This window comes from Actinomycetospora sp. (assembly GCF_036497585.1).
Lineage (GTDB): Bacteria > Actinomycetota > Actinomycetes > Mycobacteriales > Pseudonocardiaceae > Actinomycetospora.
In genome coordinates, this window is record NZ_DASXJD010000063.1 from 1 (window position 1) to 12636 (window position 12636).

Consider the following 12636-nt stretch of genomic DNA (forward strand, 5'->3'; position numbering starts at 1 on the left):
GGGCGCAACCGCGCCTGCTCGAGCGCGGCCCACATCTTCCGCTTCACCCCGACGGGGTCCTCCCGGAGCTCCCTCGGAGTGGCCGGGACGACGACGAGCCCGGCCGCGGTCATCTCGGCCTGCCGCCGCATCGTGGCGTCGAACTTCTCGAGGTCGGCGTGGTGGGCGAACGAGTGCAGGTCGAGGGCGAGGGCCACGTCGTCGACGAAGCCGTCGGGGCAGGCGAGGAACGACCCGTCGGCGAGGTGGACGTCCGCGTTCCAGTGGACCTCCGGGAAGCCGTCCATGGTCGCGACCAGCTCCCGCCACCACGCCTCCGCCGCCGACCGGATCCCGTCCTCGAGCTCGACGATGACGGTGCGGACCAGCGCGGCCCCGCGGCACGAACCGATCTCGACCTCGGCCCGCAACGCCGGCACCGTCGTCATGCGTCGCTGGACGGCCTCGCAGAGCAGTGCCCGCACCTCGTCGACGCGGGTCAGCCGGCGGGCGCCGTCGACGAGGGCGCGCTCCAGAGGCGCGCAGCGGATCCCGTCGCGGACCCGGGGTGTCGGCGGGATGCGGGTCGTGCGTTCGACGAGCAGGAAGTCCTCGGAGCGTCGGCGCTCCCCGTGGGGGATCCGCACGTGCACCTCGTGGTGATCGGGAACGCGCTCGAGGCCGTAGAGCCGGCAGGCCGCGAGCCCCGTGACGCACGCGCGCTCGCCGCAGACCAGGAGCGCGGCGACGAGACGTTGGCGGCAGGTGAGGGCGCCCCGGGCCAGCGCGAGGAGGCCCGAGAGCGGACGCCACCACATCCCGCCGGTCTTACGGGCACGGAAGGCGATCGTGCTCGGCGGGACACCGAGCACGAGCATGGTGCTGACGAGGAGGAGGCCGTCCGTGGCCGCGGCGGACACCGCGTCCCAATCGACCCGTGCACGACGAGGCATGTCCTGTTGACGCTGCCCGGGCGCGGTCGGATCCATCGAATTCCGGCCGGCGCCGTGGGGCGCTCCGCCGAGCCCTTCCGGCGAAGGGCGGCCTTCGCCCATCTATTCGACCGAAGGTGCCCCTCGCTCAGAACGGGGCGAGCACCGGCGTACCGGCGAAGGGCGCCCACGGCCGATCTATGCGACCGAAGGTGCCCTTCGCTCCAAATCCGGGCCGCACCGGATCAGGCGACGATGTTCACCAGCCGACCGGGCACCACGATCACCTTCCGGGGCTCGCTACCGCCGAGCAGCTCGACGATCTTCGGGTCGGCCAGCGCGGCCGCCCGGACCTCGTCCTCACCCGCGGACGCCGGCACCGTGATCCGCGACCGGACCTTGCCGTTGACCTGGATCGGGTACTCGGCGGTCTCCTCGACGAGCAGCGACTCGTCCGCCTCCGGGAACGGCGCGTACGCCAGCGAGCGCGGGTGGCCCAGCTTCGACCACAGCTCCTCGGCCAGGTGCGGGCACAGCGGCGAGAGCATCAGCACGAGCGGCTCCGCGACCGACCGGGGCAGGCCGCCATCGGGGTGGGTCTTGGTGAGGTGGTTGGACAGCTCGATGAGCTTTGCGGCGGCCGTGTTGTAGTGCATCGCCGGGAAGTCGGTGCGCACCCCGTCGATCGTGCGGTGCAGCAGGCGCAGGGTGTCCTCGCCGGGCTCGTCGTCCGAGACCCGCAGGACGCCGGACTGCTCGTCGACCATCAGTCGCCACACCCGCTGCAGGAAGCGCTGCGAGCCGACGACGTCGCGCGTCGACCACGGCCGCGAGGCCTCCATCGGGCCGGTGGACATCTCGTAGAGCCGGAACGTGTCGGCCCCGTAGGTCGCGCACATCTCGTCGGGGGTCACGACGTTGCGCAGCGACTTGCCCATCTTCCCGTACTCCCGGGAGACCGGCTGCCCGTTCCACGTGAATCCGGAGCCGTCGACGTCCTCGACGACCTCCTCGGCCGGCACGTAGACGCCCCGCGGGTCGGTGTAGGCCCACGCCTGGATGTAGCCCTGGTTGAACAGCCGGCGGAACGGCTCCGACGCGGACACGTGGCCCAGGTCGAACAGCACCTTCTGCCAGAACCGCGCGTACAGCAGGTGCAGCACCGCGTGCTCGACGCCGCCGACGTAGAGGTCGACCCCGCCCGGGTCGCCCGGCCCGAAGACCTCCGGGCGCGGACCCAGCCAGAACCGCTCGACGTCGGGGTCGCAGAAGCGCTCCTCGTTGAACGGGTCCAGGTAGCGCAGGTGGTACCAGCACGAGCCCGCCCACTGCGGCATCGTGTTCGTCTCGCGGACGTACTCCGCCCACCCGCGCTCCGGGTCCGACGCCAGGTCCTCGGAGAACGACACCCACTCGGTCGCGCGGGCCAGCGGGGACTCCGGCGCCGAGTCGCGGTCGTCGGGGGCGAAGGTCTTGGGGGAGTACTCGTCGACGTCGGGCAGCAGCACCGGCAGGTCCGCGTCGGGCAGCGCCCGCGGGATCGACGGGCCGCCGTCGGTCTCGCCGTCGGCGGCGTAGGCGACCGGGAACGGCTCGCCCCAGTACCGCTGCCGGCTGAACAGCCAGTCGCGCAGCTTGTACTGCACGACCGCCTCGCCGTCGCCGCGGCCCGCCAGCCAGTCGATGATCGCGGCCTTGGCCTCGTCGACCCCCAGCCCGTCCAGCGAGATCTCGTCGTTCGCCGAGTTGATCGCCGGGCCGGCGCCGGTGTACGCCTCGCCGTCGAAGTCTTCGGGTGGTGCGACCGTCCGGCGGATCGGCAGCCCGAACACCGTCGCGAAGTCCCAGTCACGCTGGTCCTGACCGGGGACGGCCATGATCGCGCCGGTGCCGTAGCCCATGAGGACGTAATCGGCGACGAAGACCGGCAGCAGCCGGCCGTCCACGGGGTTGACCGCCCAGGCGCCGGTGAAGACGCCCGTCTTGTCCCGGGCCTCCTGACGCTCCAGGTCCGACCGCGACGCGACGACGCTCCGGTAGGCCGCGACCGCCTCGGCCGGGGTGGCGGCGCCGCCGGTCCAGCGGCCGTCCAGCTCCTCACCCGTCCGCGGCTGCGGCCACGCCGACGGCACGATCGCGTCGACCATCGGGTGCTCCGGGGCGACGACCATGTACGTCGCGCCGAAGAGCGTGTCGGGCCGCGTCGTGAAGACCTCGATCGACTCGTCCGAGCCGTCCACCCGGAACCGCACCTGCGCGCCCTGCGAGCGGCCGATCCAGTTGCGCTGCATCGCCTTGACCGACTCCGGCCAGTCGACGCCGTCCAGGTCGTCGGCCAGGCGGTCGGCGTACGCGGTGATCCGCATCATCCACTGGCGCAGCCGGCGCCGGAACACCGGGAAGTTGCCCCGCTCGGAGCGCCCGTCGGCGGTGACCTCCTCGTTGGAGAGCACCGTGCCCAGCGCCGGGCACCAGTTCACCGGCGCCTCGGCCAGGTAGGCCAGGCGGAACCCGTCCAGCACGCGGTCCTGCTCCGGCCGCGACAGCTCCGACCAGGCGCGCCCCTGCTCGACGAGATGGCCGGGCACCGGCCGCGCGCCGGAGGCGAACTCGGCCTCCAGCTCGGCGATCGGACGCGCGCGGCCCAGCGACTCGTCGAACCACGACCCGTGGATCTGCAGGAAGATCCACTGCGTCCAGCGGTAGAACCCGATGTCGGTGGTCGCGACCGAGCGTCGCGTGTCGTGCGCCAGCCCCAGGCGGCGGATCTGCGCGCGGTAGCGCTCGATGTTCGCCTCGGTGGTGGTCCTCGGGTGCGTCCCGGTCTGCACCGCGTACTGCTCGGCGGGCAGCCCGAACGCGTCGAAGCCCATGGTGTGCAGCACGGTGCGCCCGGTCATGCGCAGGAACCGCCCCAGCACGTCGGTCCCGATGAAGCCCAGCGGGTGGCCGACGTGCAGCCCCGCGCCGCTCGGGTACGGGAACATGTCCATCAGGTAGAACTTCTCGGCCGGGTCGAGGGTCGAGCCATCGGACAGCGGACCCGTCGGGTTCGGCGTCGCGAAGGTCTCCTCGGCCTCCCACCGGTCCTGCCAGCGAGCCTCGATCTCGCCCGCCAGCGCGGCGGTGTAGCGGTACGGCGGGACGCCGCGGCCGGGCTCGGAGGCGTCGGCCCCGGCGGTCCGGCCCCGGGCGACGTCGGGCTGGGCGGTCACGGCGTTCCTCCTGGTCACCACACGAATCGCTGCGCCCGGCGCCCGCGCGACGGCGGCGACGACCGGGGCGGCCCGCGCCGGCGATCCGCGGCGAGAAGCGGACGTCACGGCCGGGTCCCTCGGTCGCCGAGCCTACTCTGGGCACATGGTCGTCCCCGTCCTGGCCGCCGTGCTCGTCGTCGCAGCCGCCGCCGTCCTCGCCGTCGGCGTCCTCGCCGCGACGCACCGGCTCCCGCGCAACCGCGTGATCGGCGTGCGCACCGTCTGGACGATGGCGCGGGTCGACTCGTTCCGCCGGGCCAACCGGGCCGCCTCGCCCGCCTTCCTGGCGGCGGGAGCGGTGGGGGTCGCGGCCGGCGTCGTCGGGCTGCTGGCGCCGACGACGGCGGCAGCGGTGACGCTCGTCGTCGTCGGGTACGTCGGTCTCGTCGCGCTCACCGGGGTCGCGGGCACGGTGGGGGCCCGCTACTCCGCGCTCGACCGGGAGCAGACCCTCGAGGCCGAGGGCCGCGCCGCCGGGCCCTGCACGCTCGGCGACGACGCGGAGGACGTCGAGGACGACGGCCACGCCGACCCGTGCGCGACCCCCGCCGGGGCGTGCGGCGGCGCCTGCTCGCTGTGCCCCCGCGCCGGGGCGGGCGCGGGCGAACAGCAGGGCTGAGCGACTACCAGCCCCAGCTGCCCGGGCCGCCCTTGAACGGCCCGACGACGTCGTGGGTGATCCACCCGCCGTAGAACCCGCCGGGCTGCGGGACCACCCGCTCGCCGTCGAGGATGATCTCGTCGAACGGCGCCGGGTAGAGCGCGACCCGGTCGGCGAGCTCGGGGTAGGTGGCCGAGACGTCGCCCTCCGGGTACCACCAGCCGATCGAGGGCAACGTCGTCCCCGGCACCACGACGTCGACGTAACGGGCGGTGCCCTTCCACTCGCACACCGTGCGCCGCTCGGCGGGCCGCAGCACGCCGTCGGTGAACGCGGTGCGCGGCAGGTAGAACGTCGGCGGGTGGCTGGTCTCGAGGACCCGGACCAGGTCGGTGGTGTCGACGACGACGGTGCCGGCGTGCGTCACGACCGCGCGCCGGTGGTCGGGCTCGGCCCGCGGCGGACGGGGGTAGTCCCACACCGACTCCTGCCCCGGACCCGGCTGCTCCCGCGTGATGGCCACGGGAGTCCACGCTAGGCGGCTAGTTGCGCGACGGCTCGGCGACGTGGGTGGCGAGCAGGGCGAGCGGGACGCCCTGGCGCCGCAGCACCCCGCCCCAGAGGTCGTGGCGGGGCGGGGCCAGGACGTCGTCGGGCAGGGCCGGCACGACGTACCAGTCCCCGCGCCCGATCTCGGCGGCGAGCTGCCCGCGGTCCCACCCGGAGTAGCCGGCGAACACCCGCATCCCCCGCACCCGGGGCGCCAGCGAGTCCGGGTCCCCGTCGAGGTCGACCAGCGCCACCGGACCGCGCACCCCGACGACCCCCGCCGTCCGCGCCGGGTCCTGTCCGGCCCGCAGGGCCGCGAGGCACAGCGCGGTCTTCTGCTCCACCGGACCGCCCACGAAGACCGCGCTCGGCCGCGTCGTGAAGGGCCCCCAGGCGGGGAGCACGTCACCGACCGCGACCTCACTCGGGCGGTTCAGCACGACGCCGAGGGTGCCCTCGGACCGGTGGTCGATCACGAACACCACGGAGCGGACGAAGTTCGGGTCGATGAGCGTGGGCGCCGCCACGAGGAGCGTGCCGGCCTCGACGGCGTCGGCCGAGCGTTCGGTGGGTTCGTCTCTCGTTCCCTCCGCCACGCGTCCCATCGTGGCACCCCGACCGGGGGCCGGGCCGCAGGCCCACCCGGCGTCACACCGATCAGTGGCCGCCGGTCGCGGCCCGTCGCGGCGCCCGGTCCGGGCATCCGAGTCCGTTCCGGCGGGCAGGCGCGTAGCGTGCCGGGACGTGCCCGTCCCTCCCCCCTCGCCGCGGCCCCTCGCCGGGTCCGCGACGGGTGCCGCGCCCTCCGTCGGGGAGGGCGGGGAGGCCACCGAGCGGGTCCGGCGCCGGGACCTCGCGGCCCACCCGGGCTTCCTGCGGCTCCTCACCGTCCGGCTCGGTGCCCAGTGGGGCGACGGCGTCTTCCAGGCCGCCCTCGGCGGCGCCGTGCTGTTCAACCCGGAGCGGCAGTCCGACCCGGTGCTCGTCGCGCTCGGGCTCGCCGTGGTGCTGCTGCCGTACTCACTGGTCGGTCCGTTCGCCGGCGCACTCCTCGACCGGTGGGACCGGCGCCGGGTCTTCGTCGTCGCCGGGGTGTGCAAGGCCGTCCTGACCCTGGCCACTGCCACGGTGGTGGCCGCGGGGATCACGGGGGCCTGGCTCTACCTGGGTGCGCTCGCGACGATCGGGGTCAGCCGCTTCGTGCAGGCCGGCCTCTCCGCGGCGCTGCCGCACGTCGTGGCGCCGCGGCGGCTGGTCGGGGCGAACTCGCTGGTGACGACGGCCGGTGCGGTCGCGGCGGCCGTCGGGGCCTCCTGCGCGTTCGCGCTCACCGGCGTGATCGGCGCGGGCGACGCGGGCTCGGGGATCGCGACGGCCGCCTCGGTGGTCGGGTCCGCCGTGATCGTGGTCGTGGCGCTCGGGTTCGCCCGTGGGTCCCTGGGGCCCGACGAGACCGCGACCGACGAGACCGCGGTCCGGGCGGTGCGCGCCGTCGCCCACGGGCTGGCCGACGGCGGGCGCGCGGCCCGGTCCGCACCCGGCGTCGTGGCCGCGTTCTGGGCGGTCGCGGCGCACCGGCTGGCGTTCGGGATCGCGACGCTGGCGATGCTGCTCCTCATGCGCCACGGCCTGGCCGACTGGGGCGCCCTGCACTCCGGGGTCGCGGGCCTCGGCGAGACGGTGGTCGCCGCGGCCGCCGGGCTCGGTGTCGCCGCGGTGGTCACGCCGTGGCTGACCGCGCGGCTGGGCCGGCCGGCGACGGTGCGGACCATGCTGCTGCTCGCCGCGGTGACCCTGCTCGTCCTCGGGCTGCCGATGACCCTCCCCGCGCTGCTCGGGGCCTCGTTCCTGCTCGGGCTCGTCGGGCAGGCGATCAAGCTGTGCTCGGACGCCGCGGTGCAGCGCGAGGTCGACGACGCGCACCGCGGACGGGTGTTCGCGCTCTCCGACACCGTCTTCAACGTCACCTACGTCCTCGCCGTCGCCGTCGCGGCGCTGTTCTGTCCGCTCGACGGCCGGTCGGTGGGGTTGATCACGACGGCGGCCGCGGTGTACCTGCTCGGGCTGGTCGTCCACGAGGTCGCGCTGCGCACCACCCGCACTCACGGCGGCAGCCACCCGGGAGCGCCCTCGCTGATCACGACGTCGGCCGTGCCGCCCGCGTCGACGTCCGCGAGCAGCACGTCCCAGCGCGACGAGGCCCCGTCGGACGTGGTGTAGGCCCGCTCGGCGATCCCGTCGCCGTCGGCGTCCACGAGGAGCTGCTCGCCCACCCCGTCGCCATCGAGGTCGCAGACGGTCTCGTGGGTCGCCGGGTCGTGGTCGACGTCGGCCACCGCGGCGTCGGGCACCCCGTCGCCGTCGGAGTCGATCTCGGCGTGCGCCGTCGCCGCCCGCCCGCGCACATCGGTGAAGCGGAACCCGGCCCCGTGCTCGGGTACCGCCGGGGCATCCCACACCCCGCGGCCGGAGGGGTCGGCGAACGCCCGCTCCGGGCGGCCGTCGTCGTCGAGGTCGAGCACCGCCCGGTCGGCCGTCCCGTCCCCGTCGGTGTCCCACAGGGCGTCGTCGACCCGCCCGTCGCCGTCGAAGTCCAGGCGCACCGCGTCCGGCCGGCCGGCGATGGCCCCGCCATGCAGGTCGAGGTCGGCCGGGGAGGTGTGCCGGTGCACGGGCCCGTGGCCGGTGCCGAAGTGGTAGCGCACGGGACGTCGACGCGGGTCGGGACGCGACGGTTCCGGACCGCCGATCCGGGCTCGTCGGGGGTCAGGCCGCGATGCGCGAACGGCGCCTTGCTGGCGTCGAACGCCAGGAAGGTGCCGTTGCTGCCTCACGACGAGGGCAGGATCCCCTCCGCCCGCGCCCACGCCAGCAGCTCGGCCTCGGCCTCGTCGCGGTCGAGCGGGCCCCGCTCGAGGCGCACGTCCTTGAGGTGGCGCCACGCCCGCCCGACGACGGGCCCCGGCTCGACCCCGAGCAGCTCCATGATCGCGTTCCCGTCGAGGTCGGGACGGACCCGCGCGAGGTCCTCCTGCTCGGAGATCCGCGCGATCCTCTCCTCGAGGTCGTCGTAGGTGCGCTGCAGCGCCGCGGCCCGCCGCTTGTTGCGGGTCGTGGAGTCGGAGCGGACCAGCTTGTGGAGCCGGTCGAGCAGCGGACCGGCGTCGGTGACGTAGCGCCGCACGGCCGAGTCGGTCCACTCGCCGCGGCCGTAGCCGTGGAAGCGCAGGTGCAGGAACACCAGCTGCGACACGTCGTCGACCACGTGCTTCGGGTAGCGCAGCTCGCGCAGCCGCTTGCGGGTCATCTTCGCGCCGACCACCTCGTGGTGGTGGAAGCTCACGCGGTTGCCGGGCTCGACCTTGCGGGTGGCGGGCTTGCCGATGTCGTGCAGCAGCGCCGCGAGGCGCAGCACGAGGTCGGGCCCGTCGGTCTCGCGGTCGATGGCCTGCTCCATGACCGTGAGCGAGTGCTCGTAGACGTCCTTGTGCTGGGCGTGCTCGTCGATCTCCAGGCGCATCGAGGGCAGCTCGGGGAGCACCACGTCGGCGAGCCCGGTCTCGACCATGACCTCGATGCCCCGCCGGGGGTGGGCGCCGAGCAGCAGCTTGGTCAGCTCGGTCTGGACGCGCTCGGCGGTGATCCGGACGAGCTCGCCCGCCATCGCCGTCATCGCCTCGCGGACCCGCGGGGCCACCTCGAACCCGAGCTGGGAGACGAAGCGGGCGGCGCGCAGCAGCCGCAGCGGGTCGTCGTCGAAGGAGCGCTCGGGCTCCACCGGGGTGTCCAGCACCCCGCGGGCCAGCGCGGCGAGCCCGCCGCACGGGTCGACGAAGGTACGGTCGGGGAGCGACACGGCCATCGCGTTGGCGGTGAAGTCGCGCCGCACCAGGTCGCCCTCGACGGTATCGCCGAACGCGACCACCGGGTTGCGGGTGACGCCGTCGTAGGTGTCGGCGCGGAAGGTGGTGACCTCGAGGGTGACCCCGTGGCGGGCGAGCCCGACGGTGCCGAACTCGATCCCGGTCTCCCAGACGGCCTCCGCCCAACCCGACACGATCCGCTTGATCTCCGGGGGCCGCGCGTCGGTGGTGAAGTCGAGGTCGGCCGACAGCCGCCCGAGCAGGGCGTCCCGCACGCTGCCGCCCACGAGGTAGAGCCGGTGCCCGGCCTCGGCGAACCGGCGACCCAGCTCGTCGGCGACGGGGGAGTACCGCAGGAGCTCCACGACCGCAGTCTGACCGGCATCGGGGGTCCCGCGCTGGCCGTTCCCCGGCGTTGCGGGGGCTGACGACGACGTCGGCGAGGCGGTCTGGGCGGCTCCGGGCACGGCGAGACAGCCTAACCCGGACACGGCGCCCACCCGGCCCACCGCCCCGCCCACCGCCGCGTGACACCCCCCGTCCTCGAGAGGTCCGCCGTACGATCGCGGAATGGCCCCGTCGTCGCGACGCTCCGCCGACCGCCGTCGGCGCGGCCCGCGACGGCGGATGCGCACGGTCGACGAGTACTCGGCCGGCGGCCTCGTCGTGGACGCCGCGCACGGGTGTGCCGCCCTGATCGGGCGCCTCGACCGGCGGGGACGCCTGCTGTGGTCGCTGCCCAAGGGCCACATCGAGGAGGGCGAGACCGCGGAGCAGGCGGCGGTGCGCGAGGTCGAGGAGGAGACCGGCATCATCGCGACCGTGCAGGCCCCGCTCGGCAGCATCAACTACTGGTTCGTCGCCGAGGACCGGCGCGTGCACAAGACCGTCCAGCACTTCCTGCTCACGGCGATCGGCGGGGAGCTCTCCGACGCCGACGTCGAGGTCACCGAGGTCGCCTGGGTCCCGCTCTCGGAGCTGTCGGCCCGGCTGGCCTACGCCGACGAGCGGCGGCTGGTGCGGCTGGCCGCGGAGATCCTGGAGGAGTCCGCGTGACCCCGCGGGGACCCGCGGCCGGCTGGGTCCTCGCTCGAAGCCGGGCCACCGCCATCGCGACCCTCGCCCTGCTCGCGGTGCTCGTCGCCCTCGTCGGGCTCCCCGCGACCGCGACCGCCCAGCAGGCGGCGACGGGGGTCACGCTGACGCTGGACACCGCGAATCCCCGCGTCGTGACCTCCGACGGACCGCCCCAGCTGGAGGTCGGCGGGCACGTCGCCAACCACGGGGCGGTGCCGGTCCGCGACGTCGCCGTGCGGGTGCGGCGCGGCGACCCGGTCACCACCGACCGCGAGATCGGACAGGCCATCGACGGCTCGGGGTCCGCCGACGACGACCCCGGCGCCGCGGCCTCCGCGTCCACCCCCGTCGTCGCGGACCTCGACCCGGGCGCGGACGTGCCGTTCACCGTGCGCATCCCGCTGCGCGGTTCCGCCGACTCCTCGCTGGCCCTCGCGTCGCCCGGCGTCTACCCGCTGGTCGTCGACGTCGACGCCGCCCCGGGCACCGCCCCGGTCCCGTCCCGGGTGGCCGCGGCCCGGATGCTCCTGCCCGTCACCGGCGTGCCCGGCGGACCCCCCGGCTCCGCGGCCCCGGTGCCGGCGGCCGGTGGCGTCCCGGCCGTGTCGGTGCTCTGGCCGCTCGCCGACCGTCCCCGCCGGCTCCCGGTCGCGCCCGGCGCCCCCGCCCTGCTGGCCGACGACAGCCTCGCGACGTCCTTCGCGCCCGGCGGCCGTCTCGCCGGGCTCGTGGACGCCCTCGTCCGCGCCGCCCCGATCGGCAGCCCGGCCGCGGCGTCGGTCTGCCTCGAGGTGGACGCCGACCTGCTCGAGACCGCCGCAGACATGAGCGGCGGCTACCAGGTCCGCACCCCCGCCGGGAACCGCCCGGGAGCGGGCGCGACCGCCGCGGCCGCCTGGCTCACCTCGGTCCGCGACGCGGCCCGGGGGCGCTGCGTGCTCGCGCTGCCCTACGCCGACGCCGACCTGCTGGCGACCTCCCGCGGCAACATGAGCGACCTCACCACCGCGGCCCGGACCCTCGGCGGGCAGCGCACCGCGGACCTGCTCGGCGTCGCCCCCTTCCCGGGCGCGACCGTGCCGGCCGGGGGCCTGGTCGACGAGCGCAGCCTCGCGGACCTCGCCGGCGGCGGCGCGCGGTCCCTCGTCATCGACGGCGCGACGCTCGCGGGCGGCGTGCCCCCGGGCGCCGTCGGGCGGTTCGCCGGCGAGGGCGGCACCCCGCTCGCGGTGGTCACCGACCCGCTCGTCGGGCAGGCGCTCGCGCCCCGGCCCGCGGCGTCCGACGGCTCCACGAGCCCGGCGGGCAGCGGCGCCGGACTCGCGACGCAGGACGCCCTCGGCGTCGTGACCCTGCGCGCCCTCGGCGCGGACGGCGACCCCGCGACCCCGACGACGACGGTGCTCGCCCCGCCCGCCGACTGGGCCGCCGACCAGCCCGAGGCCGAGGCCCTGCTCTCCGGCGTCTCCGGCCTGGCCGGGCGGGGCCTGGTCACCCCGGTCGACGCCGGGACGCTGCTCGCGACGGGCGCCGACCGGGGCACCACGGTGCCCCCCGTGGCGCTCGGGTCGGGCGACCGGACGGCGGTCTCGGACCAGTCGCCGGCCGTCCTCGACGAGATCCGCGGGGTCCGCGACGACCAGCGCGACCTGCTCGCGGCGAGCCGCCAGGACCACACCGGCGCCCCGACCCCGTCCGAGTTCGTCGAGCCGCTCACCGGCGCGCTGCTGCGCAGCCTCTCCGCCGCGGGGCGCGGGGACCCGGCGCTGCAGCGGGCCGCCGCCGACGACGTCGCCGCGCAGATGCGCAGCCTGCGCGCGATGGTCCACGTGGTGCAGCCGGCCGGGAGCTACTCGCTCGGGTCGAGCGAGGCGCCGTTGCTGCTGACCGTGGAGAACCAGCTCCCCGTGGCGGTGGACGTCACCGTGGCGCTCGAGCCGACGCCGGGCGTGCGGGTGTCGCCGGTCCCGGTCCGCCGGGTGCCGGCGTTCGGGAGCGTGCAGTTCCAGGTCGCCCTCGACGTGGGCCGCTCCGGCCAGTTCACCGTGGACGCGACGGCCCGCACGCCCGGGGGGGATCCGCTCGGCCCGACGAGTCGTCTGCTGCTGCGATCGACCGCCTACGGCACCATCACGGTGTGGTTGACCGCGTCCGCAGCCGTCGTGCTGGTGACCCTGGCGAGCCTGCGGGTGGCGCGCCGGGTGCGCCGGGCCCGGCAGGACCGGCGGTCCCGGCCCAGGCCGCGCCACGCGACCGGCCCGATCCCGACGGCCGGCCGGGAGAGCCCGGACGGCCCGACGACCGACCCGTCGGACGGGGACTCGTCGACGGGCGGTCCGGGCCGCGAACTGCAGAGCCGATGACGGCGCGGCCCGGTC

General features: G+C 75.7%; 10 protein-coding genes. 4 read left to right on the forward strand and 6 right to left on the reverse strand.

Annotated features, from left to right (window positions below):
* On the reverse strand, positions 1-857 hold an 857-nt coding region (locus VGH76_RS06000), incomplete at its 3' end, for a hypothetical protein (RefSeq protein WP_331555710.1).
* Between the two features lie 299 nt (positions 858-1156).
* Positions 1157-4030, reverse strand: a complete 2874-nt coding sequence (locus VGH76_RS06005; RefSeq protein ID WP_331555719.1) for a leucine--tRNA ligase — start codon at positions 4028-4030, stop codon at positions 1157-1159.
* A 241-nt stretch (positions 4031-4271) separates the two neighbouring features.
* Between VGH76_RS06005 and VGH76_RS06010 the strand changes: the two genes are divergently transcribed.
* On the forward strand, positions 4272-4787 hold the full coding sequence (locus tag VGH76_RS06010) for an SdpI family protein (RefSeq protein WP_331555711.1): 516 nt from the start codon (positions 4272-4274) through the stop codon (positions 4785-4787).
* Positions 4788-4791: 4 nt separating this feature from the next.
* On the opposite strand, the gene VGH76_RS06015 is transcribed toward VGH76_RS06010, so the two are convergent.
* Both VGH76_RS06015 and VGH76_RS06020 read right to left on the reverse strand, forming a co-directional pair.
* Entirely contained in the window at positions 4792-5292 is a 501-nt protein-coding gene (locus VGH76_RS06015) for a DUF427 domain-containing protein (RefSeq protein ID WP_331555712.1), read from the reverse strand.
* A 19-nt stretch (positions 5293-5311) separates the two neighbouring features.
* Positions 5312-5914: a YqgE/AlgH family protein gene (locus tag VGH76_RS06020; RefSeq protein WP_331555713.1), complete on the reverse strand. Its 603-nt coding sequence runs from the start codon at positions 5912-5914 to the stop codon at positions 5312-5314.
* Positions 5915-6062: 148 nt separating this feature from the next.
* Here VGH76_RS06020 and VGH76_RS06025 point away from each other — a divergent pair, with 148 nt between their 5' ends.
* Positions 6063-7538, forward strand: a complete 1476-nt coding sequence (locus tag VGH76_RS06025; RefSeq protein WP_331555714.1) for an MFS transporter — start codon at positions 6063-6065, stop codon at positions 7536-7538.
* Here VGH76_RS06025 and VGH76_RS06030 read toward each other — a convergent pair.
* Both VGH76_RS06030 and VGH76_RS06035 read right to left on the reverse strand, forming a co-directional pair.
* On the reverse strand, positions 7421-8023 hold the full coding sequence (locus VGH76_RS06030) for a hypothetical protein (RefSeq protein WP_331555715.1): 603 nt from the start codon (positions 8021-8023) through the stop codon (positions 7421-7423). The two genes, VGH76_RS06025 and VGH76_RS06030, sit on opposite strands and share 118 nt — an antisense overlap.
* 125 nt (positions 8024-8148) lie before the next feature.
* Positions 8149-9546, reverse strand: coding sequence for a CCA tRNA nucleotidyltransferase (locus tag VGH76_RS06035; RefSeq protein ID WP_331555716.1), 1398 nt, complete (start codon positions 9544-9546; stop codon positions 8149-8151).
* Positions 9547-9751: 205 nt separating this feature from the next.
* Here VGH76_RS06035 and VGH76_RS06040 point away from each other — a divergent pair, with 205 nt between their 5' ends.
* Together VGH76_RS06040 and VGH76_RS06045 are read left to right on the forward strand one after the other, a co-directional pair.
* Positions 9752-10237, forward strand: coding sequence for an NUDIX hydrolase (locus VGH76_RS06040; protein ID WP_331555717.1), 486 nt, complete (start codon positions 9752-9754; stop codon positions 10235-10237).
* The gene (locus tag VGH76_RS06045) at positions 10234-12621 is read left to right on the forward strand and encodes a DUF6049 family protein (protein ID WP_331555718.1); all 2388 of its coding nucleotides are present in this window, start codon (positions 10234-10236) and stop codon (positions 12619-12621) included. The genes VGH76_RS06040 and VGH76_RS06045 overlap by 4 nt, the downstream gene beginning before the upstream one ends.
* Positions 12622-12636 lie beyond the last annotated feature (15 nt).

Coding starts and splice junctions, on each gene's coding strand:
- VGH76_RS06010 (WP_331555711.1), top strand. CDS start 4,272: ATGGTCGTCCCCGTCCTGGCCGCCGTGCTCGTCGTCGCAGCCGCCGCC.
- VGH76_RS06040 (WP_331555717.1), top strand. CDS start 9,752: ATGGCCCCGTCGTCGCGACGCTCCGCCGACCGCCGTCGGCGCGGCCCG.